The organism is Polynucleobacter sp. MWH-Svant-W18, assembly GCF_018687495.1.
In the GTDB taxonomy this organism is placed as follows: Bacteria; Pseudomonadota; Gammaproteobacteria; order Burkholderiales; family Burkholderiaceae; genus Polynucleobacter.
Window position 1 is genome coordinate 1,716,240 of record NZ_CP061293.1, and the last position, 17,250, is coordinate 1,733,489.

Annotated in this window: 24 protein-coding genes; 3 read left to right on the forward strand and 21 right to left on the reverse strand. The window is 42.4% G+C overall.

The window, feature by feature from the left end; translation table 11 throughout:
* The first annotated feature begins 171 nt into the window (after positions 1–171).
* Positions 172–2,325 (forward strand): catalase/peroxidase HPI, encoded by a 2,154-nt coding sequence (gene katG, locus C2757_RS08690; RefSeq protein WP_215374461.1) that lies wholly within the window; start codon positions 172–174, stop codon positions 2,323–2,325.
* Positions 2,326–2,401: 76 nt separating this feature from the next.
* Here katG and C2757_RS08695 read toward each other — a convergent pair whose 3' ends face one another.
* From C2757_RS08695 to C2757_RS08765, 15 genes are all read right to left on the reverse strand, one after another.
* Positions 2,402–2,917 carry a DUF1003 domain-containing protein gene (locus C2757_RS08695; protein WP_215374464.1) on the reverse strand — a complete coding sequence of 172 codons (516 nt, stop codon included), beginning with the start codon at positions 2,915–2,917 and terminating at the stop codon, positions 2,402–2,404.
* A gap of 555 nt (positions 2,918–3,472) precedes the next feature.
* On the reverse strand, positions 3,473–3,700 hold the full coding sequence (locus C2757_RS08700; protein WP_215374467.1) for a DUF2789 family protein: 228 nt from the start codon (positions 3,698–3,700) through the stop codon (positions 3,473–3,475).
* 18 nt (positions 3,701–3,718) lie between these two features.
* Positions 3,719–3,934, reverse strand: a complete 216-nt coding sequence (locus tag C2757_RS08705) for a hypothetical protein (protein WP_215374470.1) — start codon at positions 3,932–3,934, stop codon at positions 3,719–3,721.
* A 105-nt stretch (positions 3,935–4,039) separates the two neighbouring features.
* Positions 4,040–4,561, reverse strand: a complete 522-nt coding sequence (locus C2757_RS08710) for a hypothetical protein (protein WP_215374473.1) — start codon at positions 4,559–4,561, stop codon at positions 4,040–4,042.
* A 17-nt stretch (positions 4,562–4,578) separates the two neighbouring features.
* Positions 4,579–5,070: a peptidoglycan-associated lipoprotein Pal gene (pal, locus tag C2757_RS08715; protein ID WP_215374476.1), complete on the reverse strand. Its 492-nt coding sequence runs from the start codon at positions 5,068–5,070 to the stop codon at positions 4,579–4,581.
* 83 nt (positions 5,071–5,153) lie between these two features.
* Complete coding sequence (locus tag C2757_RS08720) at positions 5,154–5,507, reverse strand: hypothetical protein (RefSeq protein ID WP_215374479.1); 354 nt, start codon at positions 5,505–5,507, stop codon at positions 5,154–5,156.
* Positions 5,508–5,836: 329 nt separating this feature from the next.
* Positions 5,837–6,874 carry a phosphate ABC transporter substrate-binding protein PstS gene (pstS, locus tag C2757_RS08725; RefSeq protein ID WP_215374482.1) on the reverse strand — a complete coding sequence of 346 codons (1,038 nt, stop codon included), beginning with the start codon at positions 6,872–6,874 and terminating at the stop codon, positions 5,837–5,839.
* A gap of 83 nt (positions 6,875–6,957) precedes the next feature.
* The gene (locus tag C2757_RS08730; protein ID WP_215296040.1) at positions 6,958–7,299 is read right to left on the reverse strand and encodes a hypothetical protein; all 342 of its coding nucleotides are present in this window, start codon (positions 7,297–7,299) and stop codon (positions 6,958–6,960) included.
* A gap of 462 nt (positions 7,300–7,761) precedes the next feature.
* A complete protein-coding gene (locus C2757_RS08735) occupies positions 7,762–8,274 on the reverse strand; it encodes a hypothetical protein (protein WP_215374485.1) in 513 nt (170 codons plus the stop codon).
* 222 nt (positions 8,275–8,496) lie between these two features.
* Positions 8,497–8,850: a hypothetical protein gene (locus tag C2757_RS08740; RefSeq protein WP_215374488.1), complete on the reverse strand. Its 354-nt coding sequence runs from the start codon at positions 8,848–8,850 to the stop codon at positions 8,497–8,499.
* A 122-nt stretch (positions 8,851–8,972) separates the two neighbouring features.
* A complete protein-coding gene (locus tag C2757_RS08745) occupies positions 8,973–9,503 on the reverse strand; it encodes a YeeE/YedE thiosulfate transporter family protein (RefSeq protein WP_215293392.1) in 531 nt (176 codons plus the stop codon).
* Positions 9,504–9,505: 2 nt separating this feature from the next.
* Positions 9,506–10,060 carry a YeeE/YedE thiosulfate transporter family protein gene (locus C2757_RS08750; RefSeq protein ID WP_215282143.1) on the reverse strand — a complete coding sequence of 185 codons (555 nt, stop codon included), beginning with the start codon at positions 10,058–10,060 and terminating at the stop codon, positions 9,506–9,508.
* A gap of 45 nt (positions 10,061–10,105) precedes the next feature.
* Complete coding sequence (locus C2757_RS08755) at positions 10,106–10,318, reverse strand: DUF2892 domain-containing protein (RefSeq protein ID WP_096673115.1); 213 nt, start codon at positions 10,316–10,318, stop codon at positions 10,106–10,108.
* A gap of 137 nt (positions 10,319–10,455) precedes the next feature.
* On the reverse strand, positions 10,456–10,815 hold the full coding sequence (locus tag C2757_RS08760; RefSeq protein ID WP_215273606.1) for a hypothetical protein: 360 nt from the start codon (positions 10,813–10,815) through the stop codon (positions 10,456–10,458).
* Positions 10,816–10,837: 22 nt separating this feature from the next.
* Complete coding sequence (locus C2757_RS08765) at positions 10,838–11,116, reverse strand: heavy-metal-associated domain-containing protein (protein WP_096673119.1); 279 nt, start codon at positions 11,114–11,116, stop codon at positions 10,838–10,840.
* A gap of 65 nt (positions 11,117–11,181) precedes the next feature.
* Between C2757_RS08765 and C2757_RS08770 the strand changes: the two genes are divergently transcribed.
* On the forward strand, positions 11,182–11,787 hold the full coding sequence (locus C2757_RS08770; RefSeq protein WP_215307312.1) for a Crp/Fnr family transcriptional regulator: 606 nt from the start codon (positions 11,182–11,184) through the stop codon (positions 11,785–11,787).
* 48 nt (positions 11,788–11,835) lie between these two features.
* Here C2757_RS08770 and C2757_RS08775 read toward each other — a convergent pair whose 3' ends face one another.
* The 5 genes from C2757_RS08775 to C2757_RS08795 all read right to left on the reverse strand — a co-directional run bounded on the left by C2757_RS08775 (position 11,836) and on the right by C2757_RS08795 (position 16,051).
* A complete protein-coding gene (locus tag C2757_RS08775; protein ID WP_215374491.1) occupies positions 11,836–12,552 on the reverse strand; it encodes a Crp/Fnr family transcriptional regulator in 717 nt (238 codons plus the stop codon).
* A gap of 491 nt (positions 12,553–13,043) precedes the next feature.
* Positions 13,044–13,406 (reverse strand): hypothetical protein, encoded by a 363-nt coding sequence (locus C2757_RS08780; protein WP_215306617.1) that lies wholly within the window; start codon positions 13,404–13,406, stop codon positions 13,044–13,046.
* A 238-nt stretch (positions 13,407–13,644) separates the two neighbouring features.
* Positions 13,645–13,974 (reverse strand): hypothetical protein, encoded by a 330-nt coding sequence (locus tag C2757_RS08785; RefSeq protein WP_112295090.1) that lies wholly within the window; start codon positions 13,972–13,974, stop codon positions 13,645–13,647.
* A gap of 283 nt (positions 13,975–14,257) precedes the next feature.
* On the reverse strand, positions 14,258–14,695 hold the full coding sequence (locus tag C2757_RS08790; RefSeq protein ID WP_112295091.1) for a DUF6641 family protein: 438 nt from the start codon (positions 14,693–14,695) through the stop codon (positions 14,258–14,260).
* A gap of 669 nt (positions 14,696–15,364) precedes the next feature.
* A complete protein-coding gene (locus C2757_RS08795) occupies positions 15,365–16,051 on the reverse strand; it encodes a hypothetical protein (RefSeq protein ID WP_215272792.1) in 687 nt (228 codons plus the stop codon).
* A gap of 281 nt (positions 16,052–16,332) precedes the next feature.
* Here C2757_RS08795 and C2757_RS08800 point away from each other — a divergent pair, with 281 nt between their 5' ends.
* Positions 16,333–16,899 carry a site-specific integrase gene (locus tag C2757_RS08800; protein WP_215374494.1) on the forward strand — a complete coding sequence of 189 codons (567 nt, stop codon included), beginning with the start codon at positions 16,333–16,335 and terminating at the stop codon, positions 16,897–16,899.
* Here C2757_RS08800 and C2757_RS08805 read toward each other — a convergent pair.
* Positions 16,891–17,238, reverse strand: a complete 348-nt coding sequence (locus tag C2757_RS08805) for a hypothetical protein (RefSeq protein WP_215374497.1) — start codon at positions 17,236–17,238, stop codon at positions 16,891–16,893. The genes C2757_RS08800 and C2757_RS08805 overlap by 9 nt on opposite strands.
* Positions 17,239–17,250 lie beyond the last annotated feature (12 nt).

Consider the following 17,250-nt stretch of genomic DNA (forward strand, 5'->3'; position numbering starts at 1 on the left):
ATGAAATACATTCGGCATTGTAGGCCTCCATGAAAATCTCGGTGGAATAGCTTTGCTCCGCCCCTCCTGGATAGTGTCATCAAAAAGAATTAGCATCAGAAATACGCAATTTGAGTCTTATCGGTTAAGCTGAAACAGCAAAGCAAACTGATTTACTAAAAGGAGATCAATATGACAGCAACAAGCGGATGTCCAATCGCTCATGGCGGCAATACCGAATCTGGTAATAGCCCAATGGCATGGTGGCCAAAGTCACTTAATCTCGATATTTTGCATCAGCATGACTCCAAAACTAATCCAATGGGGCCATCCTTTAACTATCGCAAAGAATTAAAAAAGCTCGATGTAAAAGCACTCAAGAAGGATCTCAAAAAGCTACTGACTACCAGTCAGGATTGGTGGCCAGCAGATTGGGGTCACTATGGCGGCCTGATGATTCGCATGGCCTGGCACTCTGCCGGCTCGTATCGCATTGCTGATGGCAGAGGTGGTGCGGGCACTGGAAATCAACGATTTGCGCCAATCAATTCTTGGCCAGATAACACCAATCTCGATAAGGCACGTCGTCTTTTATGGCCAATTAAAAAGAAATACGGTAACCAGATCAGTTGGGCTGATCTCATGATTCTGGCGGGAACGATTGCCTATGAATCTATGGGCTTAAAGACTTTTGGCTTTTCATTTGGACGTGAAGACATTTGGCATCCCGAAAAAGATATCTATTGGGGCTCAGAAAAAGAGTGGCTCCAAAAAAGTGGTGGCGAGGGAAGTCGCTACTCTGGAGAGCGTGATTTAGAAAATCCTTTAGCAGCAGTGATGATGGGTCTTATTTACGTCAACCCAGAGGGCGTTGATGGCACACCAGATCCTTTAAAAACAGCTCGCGATATTCGTATGACCTTTGAGCGCATGGCCATGAATGATGAAGAAACCGTTGCACTGACTGCTGGTGGGCATACAGTAGGCAAAGCCCACGGTAATGGCAATGCCGCAAATTTGGGACCAGCTCCTGAGGCAGCCCCAATTGAAGAACAAGGTCTTGGATGGATCAATCATAAGACCAGAGGAATTGGTCGCAACACCGTCACCAGCGGCATTGAAGGCGCTTGGACCAGCAACCCCACTCAATGGGATAACGGCTATTTTGAAATGCTTCTAAAGCATGAATGGGAGCTTAAAAAGAGTCCCGCAGGAGCATGGCAATATGAGCCTGTTAGCATCAAAGCAAACGACAAGCCTGTTGATGTCGAAGATCCGGCTATTCGTTGCATGCCGATCATGACAGATGCCGATATGGCGATGAAGATGGATCCGGAGTATCGAAAAATTGTAGAGAAGTTCTCTCACGATCAAGACTACTTCTCCAAAACTTTTGCACGCGCTTGGTTCAAACTTACTCACCGGGATATGGGACCGAAAGCAAGATACTTTGGTCCAGATGTACCCAAGGAAGAATTGATCTGGCAAGATCCAGTTCCAGCTGGTCGTAAAAAGTATGACCTTAAAGCAGTAAAAGCGAAGATTAAATCTAGCGGACTATCCAATAGCGAAATGATTGCCACGGCGTGGGATAGCGCCCGTACCTACCGCGGATCAGATAAGCGTGGTGGCGCGAATGGTGCTCGCATCCGCCTGGCACCACAAAAAGATTGGGCCGGCAATGAACCCGAGCGTCTGTCAAAAGTCTTGGCTATTTATGAAGCAATCGCTAAAAAGACGGGCGCAAGTATTGCTGACATCATTGTGTTGGCTGGCAATATTGGGGTTGAACAGGCTGCAAAGGCTGGGGGATTCTCTATCAAGGTTCCATTTACTTCAGGTCGCGGTGATGCTACACAAAAGATGACTGATGTGAAATCTTTTGAAGTATTAGAACCACTAGCAGACGGCTATCGCAACTGGTTAAAACAAAACTATGCTGTTACACCTGAAGAACTCCTACTAGATCGCACTCAATTAATGGGCCTAACAGCGCAAGAGATGACTGCTTTGGTGGGCGGCATGAGAGTACTGGGAACCAACTACGGTGGCAGCAAGGACGGAGTATTTACAAATAAAGAAGGGGTCCTAAGCAACGACTTTTTTGTGAATTTAACGGATATGAATTACCTGTGGAAGTCGACCGGGCGTAACAGCTACGATATTGTTGAACGCAATACCGGTAAAACTAAGTGGACCGCAACTAGAGTAGATTTAGTTTTTGGATCCAACTCTGTGCTTCGTGCTTATGCAGAGGTTTATGCTCAAAATGACAATCAAGAAAAGTTTGTTGAAGACTTTGTCGCAGCATGGACTAAAGTTATGAATGCTGAATTATTCAAGTAAGCGACTTAAAATAAATCCACTAGCGGGGGGTAGGCAACTACCCTTTTTTTTGATTGCTTGCAATTCATGCCTAGCGCTACTTACGGTAACCATCTAATTTCTCACTTAGAGCCTCCACTGCTTTAGCTAGGGCATAGAGCTCTTTTTCTTTCATCGCATCAATTTTCTGGTGTAGTAATTCAATTTCTAGTTCGGCTTTTACATTGACCTCAAAGTCATTATTCGCATGTTGTCGATCAATTTCTGAAAGTCGATTTTGGCTCATCATGATTGCCGGGGCGGTATAAGCAGCCTGAAACGACAGCATTAAATTCAATAAAATAAAGGGGTATGGATCCCACGCATTGTTATTGGTAGTGGAGTTATAGATAATCCAAGCGGATATACAAAGACTTTGGATGATGATGAACTTCCAAGATCCAACGGTCTTTGCTACAACATCAGATATTTTTTGGCCAACTGTCAGCGGGCCGATGGGCTGCTCAATATGCACAGGAATTTGACCAGAAAGCCCTTCGCGATGCCTTCTTCGGTGAGCGCGGAGAGCCTCTAGAACTTTTAGCTCTTGCTTATTGGGTGCAGTAATAGCCATAATAATTCTCCTAATGTGCTTTCCCTACTCTACGCTCTATAAATGAAAAAACCACCCGAAGGTGGTTTTGATGTTTCTTGGTGGCCCGGGGCGGAATCGAACCACCGACACAAGGATTTTCAACTCTGTCCCCCAGACTAAACTCCCGCTAGATCTCAAAAGGTTCACCCCACCCGAGTCTAACTTTGTGCACAAAACTTTCTTGGGTGTTTGTATGAGATTGATTTGGTTGAGTTATTTTGACCCACGCAAGGAGTACGAGTGAGTTTGGCGGCGTGATGGGGATTTGACTGACACAGGGATGACGACTCCTTGTTGTGATCGGGGTACCCCACGCATGAAGTGTCCTTTTAAAGGACGTTGCTCATTAATACTGTAAGTGAATGATAGATTCCTTACATACGCATATACGTATGTATACATGCATCAGCCAATAAGTAGGCATGGCTTTTAGTTCGAGTAACTATATATGCATATATACGTATATATGAGAAGTCTTTTTAAAGGACATCTTAGTGAACGTCTATTAACGCGACGGTTACCGTAATAAAAGTTTTATTTTTGTATTAATAAATTAGCCAATTGATCTACTACTTCTGACCACTCTGAGTCGTCGGCCTTAGCTTCAATCAAAAATGCTTTTTGATCTGGCGCCCAGTAAATGGCATCGTGAAGGACAGACCCTGGCTTAAGTTTATGTCTTTCTATGTATCTCTCCATATGAATCTTTTGGGATGACAAACCTAACTGTTCAAAAAGCTCTTCCAAAGTTCTATTGTTCATGCTCATCAGAATTCTCCTTCACCAGTATTTAAAGCGGGATCTCTCAACATCCACATCTGGACCTATAGCTCGCATCTTCATCTGACAATGTGGGCAAGTAAGCCCATCCCACTCTTCCAAATATTTGGTAGAGAGGCAACTTGTACAAGCAGGTGCAATACTAATTTCTGTATTAATACTGCCTGGATGAGCAACCATATATACATCAATGGTTGCACAAGATTTACAAGCCATAACTACTCTAGATGAGTGAAGCCCGACCTCTCTACCCATGCCACTAATACATTCAAACTTACAAGAACCACAAATAAATTTATATCTAGCCATAAATCTATCGCACTAATTCTTCTTAGGTTGAAGTGCCAGTTTCTTCATATGGGCATCTTGAGTGAGTAGTTGCCTTTCTTGATTGGCAACGCCAATAGTGATCTTTTTGGCGATAAGATCGGCATAGACGCCATCAATTTTTTTAAAGAAATCCTCATAGACCGCTTTCTTTTCGGGGCTTAAACCCTCTAAAGCAATTGGCCGACACGAATTAGCTTCAGCCAAATAATTCTTCAATGCCACAGCTTGCTGATCCGTCAATTTATCTGGCGAACTAAAGAGGGCTTTAGCATGAGGATTATTTCTTGTAACAGCGATAATTTGACTGTCTACCAACAATGCATCAGCATTTTGATTGCTACGGATGATGCAATCATTAAGTCGTTTAGCTACAGATCCCGAGTGATCAGGAGCCGGAGCTGTCATTGGCGACGGAACTTTAGCAACTTGCACTGGGTTATTGGGTGCAACGTTTGTCGCGCATCCACTTAGGAAAGCAATCCCCATCAAACTGAGTTTGAATATGTTTTTCATTGAGTAGCCTTGGATGTTTAGCGATATACAAAATCAGCGCGGCGGTTTTCTTTAAATGCCGCTTCTGTCTGAGCTGGGTCAGCTGGCTTTTCTTTTCCAAAGCTCACCGCCTCCAACTGAGATTCGCTAACACCTTGTGCAACTAGAGCTTTCTTAACAGCTTCGGATCGCTTTTGACCTAAGGCTAGGTTGTACTCTGCAGTTCCACGATCGTCGGTATTGCCTTGAATGATCACGGAGGCTTTTTGCTTTTGAAACGATTTTAAGTAAGAGGCATGAGCAGAGATAGTTGAAACATATTTTGGATCTACGGTGTAGCTATCAAACTCAAAATAGATTGAACGCTTTCCATACACACTAGACTTGGGATCGCTAATGGGATCGTAAGTCATTGAGCCGCCAGCATTAACTTCAGCCACACCATTGGCGTCATCTAACTTAACGCTACTACACGCGGATACAAATAAAACTAATAATGCCAATGGCAATATTTTTACAAATTTAAACATGATGATATTTCCCAAATATAGCTACACATCGGTAGCCAAAAAACAAAGGGGCATGCCTTTAGAGCACGTCCCGCCCAAGAAGATTAGGCTGTAACTTTGGGTGGCTTAAAGGCTGAGTCGGGGAAGTTTTGCGAAAACAAAACTTCATTTGCAATAGAAAACGTATCAACTGAAATCGGTGGAGAAAAAACAGTAATCCCAATTTCGGCAATGTTTGCAGTTACATGACTCATGAGGTACATGGTGTGAACCGGCTCTTTGTCATCTGCTGATTCTGCAATGTTCTGTACTTGCATCACTATTGAACCGTTGGCGTAACTATAAGCAAGCTCTGCCCGCTCAATTGCGGCTTGAATAAAAATACTTCCAGCGGCCGCCTTGAATGCAATCATGAAAAAGCATATGAATAAAACCAGCGTTTTTTTGCGGAGCAACATGGTTCAGATTCTATACCCGATTACCAAATTTGTCGTTTTAAACGACACGCTACCCAACCTATGCAAATAAAAAACCACCCTAAGGTGGTTAGTGTCTCCTCCAACCGATAACGATCTTGAATTGGCTTTTGCTATGACAATTCAATTTAGCTCTAAGTAGGGCGGAATATAGCTAGGACTAACCCTTGGGCGTAATTAGAAATGTCGTTTTAAACGACATCGACTGGCGCAGGGATGTCTACTTGATTTGTCCTTTTAAAGGACATTATTGAGACTTAATCGAAAAAAACCACCCCGGAGGGTGGTTTTGATTACCAAAATTAAGTAGATTACTTAGTATCAACCTGTGACCAGACACTCTTACGAATGAAGTTGGTAGTAGCATCGGGCATTGGCACATAGTCCAAATCTGAAGCCATTTTCTTGCCATCTTTAAAGCCAAAATCAAAAAACTTGATGGTTTCTGATGCGGTAGCTTTGTTTTCAGGTTTTTTGTAAATCACCACAAACGTAGCGCCAGTAATTGGCCAAGCGTTGGCGCCAGGCGCATTAGTAATGAAAGTATTCATGCCTGGAAACTTAGACCAGTCAGTTCCTGCAGAAGCCGCCGCGAAAGAGGCCGCTGTTGGCTCTACAAACTTCTCTTCAGCATTCTTCATTTGTGTGTAACTCATATTGTTCTTCTTAGCGTATGCATACTCTACATAGCCGATTGAATTCTTAATACGAGCTATGTTTGCCGATACCCCTTCGTTGCCCTTACCGCTGACAGTTGACGGAGCTGGCCACTTCACAGAAGCACCAAAACCAACTGCATCTTTCCAGCCTTTGTTTACCTTAGAAAGATAATTAGTAAAGATCGCTGTTGTACCAGAACCATCAGCACGAGTAACAACTGTAATCTCACCGGCAGGAATTTGAAGGCCAGGGTTAAGCAACTTAATACGCTTGTCGTTCCAGTTTGCGATTGTTCCTTGGAAAATATCAGACAGCACATCACTTGATAGCTTCAGTTGACCTGGCTTTATGCCTTCAATATTAACAACAGGTACTACGCCACCAATAATTGCTGGGAACTGAACCATCCCACTCGCCTCTAATTCTTCAAAACTCATAGGAGCGTCAGTAGCACCAAAATCAACTGTCTTAGCTTTAATTTGTTTGATACCACCACCGGATCCAATTGACTGGTAGTTCAAGTTATTACCTGTTTTCGCTTTAAAAGCTTCAGACCATTTAGAGAGTACTGGATAGATAAAAGAGGAGCCTGCGCCAGTGATATCTGTTGCCTGAGCAACCTGTACAAACACAGATGAGCAAGCAATGAACATGCCCGCAGTGATAACTTTCTTAAACTGTTGTTTCATAAAAAATCCTTATTAAATTAAAAAATACATAACATTGCGCCCCAAAGTGGAATCCCTTGGGGTTTAAAAATTGAAAACGTGATTTAGGCTATGGACCGAGGTGGTCTAAAGATTCGACTAGAAATTATCTTCAAGTGGGGATTTGAGTACTCGGCAATATTTGTGATGATAGCTTTAGTATTTCTCAATTCTGGCTTAGGATCAGATTCAAGATATCCCAGCACATGAGATGAAAACTGAAAATAGTTGGCGTTTTTAATATCTTGATTAGATGATTTTGAAAGGCAAAAGTTCTTTGATGCTACGCCGTTAATCTTGTGAACTTGCCCTAATCCATTTTGAACAAAAGCCGCCGCAGAAGTGCATTTAAAGGCAACAATAAAAATACAGATTAGAGTTACCAGCAGTTTTGATGAGCTACGCATTTGCTGACACTCTAGTTTGGATAAATGACAGTTATATGACAATAGATGCCAATTTAGCTACACCTCTAACCATCCAAAGCAAAATATCGGGATTTTTTAATTCATACATCAGAACCGTCCTTTAAAAGGACGGTTCTTAAATACCCATTCCTACCAGCCTCCTAATCGATGCTGAGCCCCTATGTGGTTTCCGGTTGCTCGCATATGATTTTTGCAATAAGGACAAGTGATACCGTCCCATGGCTCCAAATAATCCCCTGAACCACAAGCTCTACATAAGGGCTTAAAGGGAAGCTCAGCACTAATGCTCTCTGAATTGGGAACGGTATAGGTATCGATCAAGGCGCATGAGCTACAAGTCATGGCTACCTCAGAGGAGCGAGGACCAAGCTCGGTACCAATACCACTAATGCATTCATATTTACAAGATTTACATAAAAATTTGTACTTGGTCGCCATAGATTAACTCCCTTGATAGTCTTTCATGACCTCAGTCCACTTGTCGTTGGTGTAATGCAACCGCATTTGTCGCTCTTGATTGGCAACGCCAATGGTAATTTTTTTATTGACTAGGTCGCTATAAACATCGTCTACTTTAGAGTAGTAATACTCAAAAACTGCGACCATTTCTGGCTTTGGAAATTCCTTAGCAATGCCACGACATTGCATTGTTTCTTCCTTAAATTGTTTGAGTTCCATAGCCTGCTGATCAGTAATGAATTCTGTTGAACTCAATAACTTTTTTGCATTGGGATTATTGGGCAAAATAATGATGATGTTGGCATTCACATCTTTCGCATCATCCTTAGCATTTACTTGGGCAATACAACTAATCATTTTTTTTCGAACCGTCTCTACTTGTTTTTGTATTGCGTCTTTACTCTCAATGGTTGCCATAGTATTACTAGATTTATTGCTGGCACAACCGGCTAACATCAGGGTCAAAAGACAAATTCCTCTAAATAACTTTTTCATAATCATTTCCTAATAATGGGTCGTCTGAAGGTTTAGTGATAAACAATGTCAGCACGATAGTTTTCTTTAAATACCGCTTCTGTCTAAGATAGGTTGGCTGGCTTTTCTTTTCCATAGCTCACGGCTTTAAGCTGAGCATGGTGGGGTTTCCCAAACATAGCTAAACGTTAGTAGCTATATGGCAAATGAAAACGCCACTATGACAAACCGAACCTAAAAATATTAGGCTGTAGCTTTGGGTGGTTTAAACGCTGAGTCAGGAAAGTTTTGCGAAAACAAAACTTTATTTGCTATAGCAAATTGAATTGGGGTCTTGGGTAGGGAAAAAACGGTTATTCCAGCCTCGCTAATGTTTGCAGTCACATGACTCATTAGATGCATGGTGTGAACCTGATGCTTATCGGTGAATGACCCAGCACTCTCATACGACTGCTGTGAGATTGGTACATTGGCATAAGAGCTATCAATCTGCGCTCGCTCTATTGCGGCTTGAATAAAAATACTTCCAGCGGCCACCTTAAATGCGATCATGAAGAGGCAAATGAATAAAACGAGTGTTTTACTACGAGGCAACATGGTTCAAATTCTATACCTGATTACCAAATTTGTCCTTTTAAAGGACGTTTCAGTGAGCGCCTATTTAATCGACGCTTAGGTTAAGGGATGGCGAGAGCCAACTTCAGAGCTCTCGCATACCTTCAAAGTCCTTTTTTCTCAAACCAGCGAAACATACCAAGAGTAATCAACGCGAATACTACGGCAACAACCCATTGATTAACGCCAAGAGTCTCGGGTAATCCAATCTTTCCTAAGTCGGCCCAAGCAAGCACCGTTGATTTAAAGAATGGATACATTTGGGCATAAATTCCTGCGCCAACTACCATGCCAATAACTCCAAAGATTGCAGTCCAGCGACCTTCACCAACTGCGCCTACTGAGGTGCCAGGACAATAGCCCAAGACTGCCCAACCCACACCAAACAATGCGCCGCCCACCAAAATGCCACCGACATTCATTGCTTTAAGGCTCAATGTAATAAGCCCCATCTCATGCAAAGCTAAAACACCAAACATACCCACAACAATGGCTGAGAGCATGAACTTAAATATTGTCATGTCTTTTAATAGCAATGCGGCAACTTGCTTGTCATAGCGTAGAACACGCCCTTTTTGTAATAAGAAACCAAAGATAACGCCAGTTGCTAATCCTAATAGTTGATCTATAGACATGATTAGCTTGCCTTTCTGTACATGAAGCTTGCGACGATGACGCCAAAACCAAAGAACATGGCTAATGCGACAAAAGAACTTACTGATAACTGCATCATGCCGCTCAGTCCATGTCCACTAGGACAGCCATCGGCTAAGCGAGCGCCAATCATTGCCACGATGCCGCCAACAAAAGCAAATACAGCACGCTTTGGAACTGAAGAGCCAAAACGTTTTTCCCATAATGGTGGCAAGCTTTCTAACTTAAAACTGCCATCCATTTTTGAGGAAAGCAATGCGCCAAAGAAGATGCCAATCACCATGAGAAATTGCCAATCAATGACAACCTTTTCTTTTGCGTAATAAACATTTTGTGCAACATAGCTAGGGTCTACCACTTGAACTGCTAGACCTGCCGCGCGAACAAAAGTAGTTGATGCTCCTAAGTAGGTGGACTTGCCCATATAAACGGTAGTCAGATAGACAGAAACAATAGCCAGTACTCCAACTAAGGCTCCTGCCAAATAGGGGCTCCACCCTTTAGAGCTAGATGCTCTAGTTTGTTCTGGATTGATCATCGTAAATCCTTATCATTGATTTGCTTGTTAGCTGTTGGCAAAAGATTACTTAGAACAACTGCCATTGCCACGGCCAGCGCCACAAGAATTGATTCCCAAGATTGGATACATTGGGCAGAACTTAAATAAGCCAGTTGCCAAAGGAATAATGCCAATCCAGCCCCATACGCCAACCACATTGCTTGCGGCTAAACCAACTAAGACCAGTCCAACAGAGATGCGTAGTACGCGATCGATACGGCCAACATTACATTTCATATAACCCCCATTAATTATTATTTTTGCTTTGTTAAGACTATGCTCATAAGCACCAAGCCATTTGATCTATATCAATAACTTGTCTGCATTGAGCGGTGTTACCACCCGAAGGTGGCTTCTACCCACGCTCAACTGATTTATCCGCAGTTTCTGCCTGACATCATTTGCGGACCATGTCCTGCAGGCAAAGTAATGCCTTTTTCTTTGGCGCGCTTTTCCATCTCTGTATGCGTAGCTGTCATGATTGCTTGACGCTCTTCTACTGTTTTGGCATCCATCATCTTGTCCATCATGGCAAGTCTTTCGGCTGGCGTCATTAACTCGCGCATGATTTTCATGTTGGCGTTTTGCTCCATCATCTGACCTTGCATCATTTGGCCGCGCATCATGCCTGGGCCTATGCCATTACCCATTGGACCTGGCTGAGCATAGGCTACAGCCAATCCAAGACCCATGACAGTGGCAACGCTAATTGCAATTTTGTTTACAGTTTTCATTTTGAATTTCCTATTCATTTAGTTAGTTACAGCAACAACTTGTGCCACTCTTACAAGAACCACTCTTAGCCTTTGCTTGAGGCGATGCATCAGAACTGATCTTTGCGGGATAACCATCCTCTTCTAATGCCGCAATAATCTCTTTTACCTGTTGCGAGATATTGCCTTCAACCTTGACTGCGCCAGAGGCAAGATCTACCTCAACCTTTTGCACCCCAGCAATTGAATTAATGGCTTTTTCAACATGCTTTACGCAAGCACCACAAGTCATTCCACTTACCGTTAAATTGATTGTTTCCATACCAACCTCCTTTGTATGAATTGATTATTCGCTCAATCATCCAAAGAGCGTATGATTTAAATCATATGGACATCTATATTCCTGAACTGCTAAAGGAGCTCCTGCCCAAAGGACTATTGGGGCAATGTCATGCCCATCACTTTGAAAAAGGTGATTACCTTTTCCATCAGGGCAAAAAACCTGAATACATGTTCTTTATTGTTTCGGGCGAAGCTGTTCTTACGAGAATCAGTAGCCATGGAGAGCCCACTACATTACAAAGATGTAAGGGTGGCTTTGTCAGTGAAGCCAGTTTGTTAGTAGATGCTTATCACTGTGATGCTATTGCGACTCACAATGGACAAGCGATCACGCTACCCATTAAATCTTTAAGAGAAGCACTCGCCGATAGCAAGTTCTCAATGAAATGGGTGCAGTTGCTAAGCAAAGAGATCATGCGCCTTCGAACACAATCTGAACGATTGGGACTCAAAGACATTCGCAGTAAATTAATTCATCTGATTGAGACCGAAGGCAAACAAGGCGTATTGACACTTCAGTCTGATTTCAAGTCCATGGCTTCAGAGATTGGGGTGACGCATGAGGCCTTATATAGGGCTATCGCCACATTAGAAAAAGAAGGTCTACTAGAAAAACATCCTGATTCCTTGGAATTGCTGAAGAAAAAATGATCCGTACTTTTAAAGGACATTTCTGGATCATGCCCTCCAATAGAAGGGCTAAATTCCCTTTTCAGAGAAGTTACGTAATGTGTCGATATTGGGAATTTGTACGGAAAGACGGGTAATGTTGCTAATTAAGCCTTGATCAGCCATAGATGCCAAAGCCCTGCTAATCGTCTCAAATTTGACATCCATCATCAAACCCATGTCTTCGCGCTTAAACAGCGGCGCAATGGCAAAGGATCCCGATTGTTTGGCTAACTTTAAAAGGAAGCGGGCAAGACGCACCTCGATTCTTCCGGTATTAATCTCCGAGAACCATGATTCTGATTGGGATAATGCTTCACCCCATTTCTTAACAATTTGACGATGAAGTCTTGGAGACTCCTCGCCTAAAGAAGAAATAATTGATTTAGGGATTTTGCATAAATGAATATTTGTAAGGGCAACTGCAGAATGCTCATAACGCTCACCCAATAAAGCCTCCATGCCAAATAGATTTCCTGGCATTACTACCCTAATAATTCTGCTAGAGCCATCTGGGTTGACATGCAGTAATTTGATATAACCCTCTCGAAGGGTATATAGATCTTGTGCGGTATCTCCTTGGGCATAAATGCTCGAATAAGCCTCAAAGCTCAAATCATCTATTGGACTATGGATCTTTGAAAAGTCTTCTTCATTGAGTTCAGCAAATAATGCAGAACTCCTAATAGAGCATGCCTCACAATTACTCTTGCCCTTCCATGCACTTTTGATTTCTATGGTCTTCATTGGCTTTATTAAGTGGGCATTTAGACTCGAATGTTAAGAGCCTATTTTACAGTTTTGTCGTTTTAAACGACATTGACTGACACAGGGATGTTTAATTGACATGTCCTTTTAAGGGACGGTTCTAGATGGGGATATCCAAGACTAATGGTGGCTAACCCTGCCAAGCCATAAAAGAAAATAGCCCAACAAGTGGGCTATTGTGATTCTTGGTGGCCCGGGGCGGAATCGAACCACCGACACAAGGATTTTCAACTCTGTCCCCCAGACTAAACTCCCGCTAGATCTCAAAAGGTTCACCCCACCATAGGCTAACTTTGTGCACAAAACTTTCTTGGGTGTTTGTATGGGGTTGATTTGGTTGAGTTATTTTGACCCACGCAAGGAGTGAGAGAAAGTTTGGTGGCGTAGTGGGGATTTGACTGACGCAAGGATGTGATGTCCTTGTCGTGATCGGTGTACCCCGTGCATGAACCGTCCTTTTAAAGGACAGGTTATTTAATTAGCGCCTCTACAAGACGCTCAAACATGTCATCTTCATTCATACCCGCATAATCGCCAATTAGATGTTTAGTGATTGAACTTTCTATTTCATCCTTATCAGGCGTATTAAATAACGCTTCAACTTCATCCTCGTCATCAGCTACAACATAGTGCCCAAGATTAAAGTCATAGATCTCCCCTTCGAATTCAACTTTTGAAGTAATGATCATTTCATCCCTTCCTTCGCGCAGGCCTGCTTTATTCCAGTAGAGAATTAAATTCTCATAAAAGTCATCTACTGAATTAACTTCAAATGAACCAAAGTAGCTGTCATTATTAAAATTTCTTGAGGCATGCAAATCAAATTTTTTCATAGCAATTTTCTCCAAATATTTTTCTTATTCTATCTCCGCTAGATATCAATACTAGCTATACCTCTCATCCCGATAGTCACAAAAATCAATTTAGTTCAAAAGATTACTAAAAATTCCCTGAATTCATACCAAATCGCCTGATTTTCAAAATAAGAATTATTACGAATACGAGGTGGGGTTAGATTAGATCACCAGGGGCCGAGATCTCCACTGGCGTTGAAAATTGCGCGGTAAATTTTTAGGGCTTGCTACTGATCGGCTTAATAGCCTGTTGGTGATGCTGGCGATCTTTCTCGAGCTTTAATTGTTGTTTTGCTGAATCTACATTACGCCTAAGAGAGGTAACTCTTGCCTGCTTGAGATTCATTGTCTTAATAGGCTTAATCATTTTGATAGCTTCATCTACAGTAAGCGCATCTTCATCCTCAGACAAGCTGGGGGCAGATGCCAAACTATTCATACCAAATTGATATTGCAGAATCAGCCGCGCATGGATCTGACTATCGGCAAATACTGCTGTTTTAACTTGATGACCATTGATACGGACAAGGGCTTGATATTTGTTCATACAAATATTTATAGTCTCGGCGCCCCTCGGGTCTTTTAAATCATGTCGCATTCGGCTCTTTGCCAGCTGGCTCGCCTCTGCGATGGGGGCTTCAGCCCACCCATCTTTTCCAAAACGTGCACCACGTGGTGCTGGAAAATGATGGTCTTCTCTGTCCTAAGCGCACCAGCTGGTGCAGGACATTCGTCTTAGGCTTCGCTGGATCGGTGGCGACAGCTATCGCCACCTATGGGGCTACCTTGCGGTGCGCCCCATATATAAATGTCCTTTAAAAGGACAAACATCAACGGCCAAAGCCCGCACGTACAGCGCCGCTTGCGGCTTCAATTTGAGTATCAAGCTCACCCGCTTCTACGGCGACCTTAATAATCTCTAGGGCTTTAATAAGCTCCTCTGCTGAGTTGACTTCTACAGCAGTCTTACCTTTAGCAAACTCAATGATCTTGGCACCATAGCGGATGTTTAAGCAAACCTTGCCATCCATAGCAACGAACCACCATTGACGAATACGCTTTTCATGTTCAATGGTTTTACGTGCGCCAGTAATGTCTTTAACTGTTTTGAATTTCTTAACAGTAAATGTACCCCCTTCTTTACTGGCTTTAGCTAACTGGATCTGCTCCCAGACTTTGTTGGCTAATTTATTACGACGATGCAGTACTGGTGGAATAGCTGTTGGCTTTTTTGAATTAACCATTTTCAAACTGTTTAATGTGCTCATCTTTTTCTCCTATAAGTTAATGGGCACACTTAATTTATGGTCAGAGTTTTTGGATGGACAACCTCTTTTTGCCAAAAGCCACAAAGATCTAATGATTTGACCCAGATCTGCTCTCCTTTTATTAGGTTTCACTAAATAACTTTGACGACAAGGCGGAAGAACGCTTTGTATGCCATCACTTATTACTACTGAAACAAGGGCAGTGACACCCAGTCGTTATGTCACCCTAAAGCTGGACTTAGAGTCACAGTCATGGAAATTCTGGGCAGTAGCAGAGACTTGCAGTCACTAACCAATTGGATGCCGTTGGATGTTGCTACCCAACTGACTCAAGAATGTAATTCAGCACAAAGATCGTAGAACGTAGCTCTATGGATCACGAGAAAGCCCTGCTTACACAGCAACTTTCAAACAAGACAAAGGTAGCCACTTATTGCTTTTGTCATTGTTGCGTTTTAAGCCGCACGTAAAAGGAGATAGCGAAACCGCCCTTACCAATTTGGTTGTGCTTATAGTGGTGTAGTAAAGAACTCAGCGAAAGTCCTTTTCTATTACTGAGCCTGTTGCCTAAGGCTCAGTGTAGATTGAATCTAGCGAAAATCAATCAAAAGAAAGAAATTGTGATGAGCGACAAGCGAAATCACTGGCGAATGTAGTTCGCCATAATATTCATCGAACTTCTTCTACAAACCCTCTCCAGCAAAAGGAATACCAATCCTTATGTTCATTTTCTTTCTTTGTTATTGCTTTTGCTTCGGATAACAGCGGGTATTCAGAAGACCAATACTTACCATTCCATGAGGCATATCCGCAGAATAATGGGGCCTCATAGCTTTCTGATGAGACCTCATATATGCCAACTCTAGCAGGTGGTACATCCTCCGGAAACCAAACAGTTCGTTTCACATTTGCATACTTTTGTTGAGCTTCAAGATCGATATCTACTCTTATTTCTTCCCTATAGCGGTCAATATTTCTCATGCTGACAATTTGCTCAACAGTACTTTCTTCATCAGCAACTAGATAAGCTTCATTAAAGAAGCAGGCATACATAACATTTTTAAAGTCTTCGATAAACTGTTCTTTATCTACATCATCAACATAAGGCCACAGCTCAATTACATCAGGGGCCGCCAATGCCCAGTCATCTTCACTTGAAATTTCATTTGCATCTTCGTATGCATTGGTTTCATCTGGATATAACGAAGACATTAGAGTGTTAATGGGCTGATAAAAATCTTGATTAAGAATTCCAAAGCGCTCCATTTCAAAAAGAATTTTGTATAAGTCGTTTAAATTCTTTTGTGGACTATTTGAGTAATATGCCATTTTCTTGCTCACAAGTAATATCTTCAAATTATTCTATCAGTCAAAGAAGTCTTATAAGCACTGATCTCATAATGTCGCTGGCTTGGGTAGCCGAACCGAAATTTAAAACGCTTGTAGGTCGTTTTAAACGGCCATCAAATATCGTGGCGAAAATGCCACGATAAATATAAGAGAACAGTACTACTCTTATATTTTTGCCTAACTCATTGATAAAAAAGCGTTTCTTTTTCAGCCATTTTCGGTTGCCCAAACCGAATCTAAGAAAACATACTGTAACTCTGTATTTAATACATTTCAGGGAGATACATATGTCACAAGCTAGAGTTTTAAACCCACAAGAACTACGCAGAGTTTTAGATCATGTTGCTACACGCAGGCATTCAGCACGTAATCGCGCTATGTTGCTACTTACGCACTACGCGGGCATGCGAGTAGCTGAAGTAGCCGCGCTACGCATAAACGACGTTTTAAGCGGCGACAGCACTATTAAGGGCGAAGTACGCTTGATGCCCGATCAAACCAAGGGCAAACACGCTCGTACTGTTTACTTAAATGAACGGATGCAAAAGGAATTGGCTCAGTACATCAAGGCTATCAAAATCAAAGATGTCACTAAGCCCTTGTTTTACACGCAGAAGCAAGCAGGGTTCTCGGCCAACTCTCTTACCCAGTACTTCTTTTATCTATACCGCTCTGTTGGTTTAGAAGGTGCCAGTAGCCATAGTGGTAGACGCACATTCTTAACTGGACTTGCCAATAAAGGCACAGCGATTCATATATTGAAGAGCTTAGCTGGGCACCGCAACATCAGCACCACCGCCACCTATCTCTACAGCAGTCCCGATCAACTTAAGGCCGCTGTTGAGTTAATCTAACTTCTTGGAGAAGTCACTAAACACTTCTCCAGTGTAGTTGTCATTAACCCTTGCTGTCTTTAAGTTGACAGTAAAAGCCAATCCTCTTGTGGCAAGTCGATGACCAAACCACTTACACAGAACCTCAACTCTAGTTGCATTGTTCTTTCCATCAAGAATAAGTACTTGATCACCAAGCAAGAAAGTGCCACTAAATGTTGAACGCCTATATTTCGCATCGGTAACATCAATTACACGAGCATTCTTAACCTTTATAGGCTTTATAGGTTTAGCTAACTTTGTCGTATGAGGAATATCACTTTCCTCTTCCCACACTGGTGCTTTGTAGTAAAAATCCATATAACCCTCATA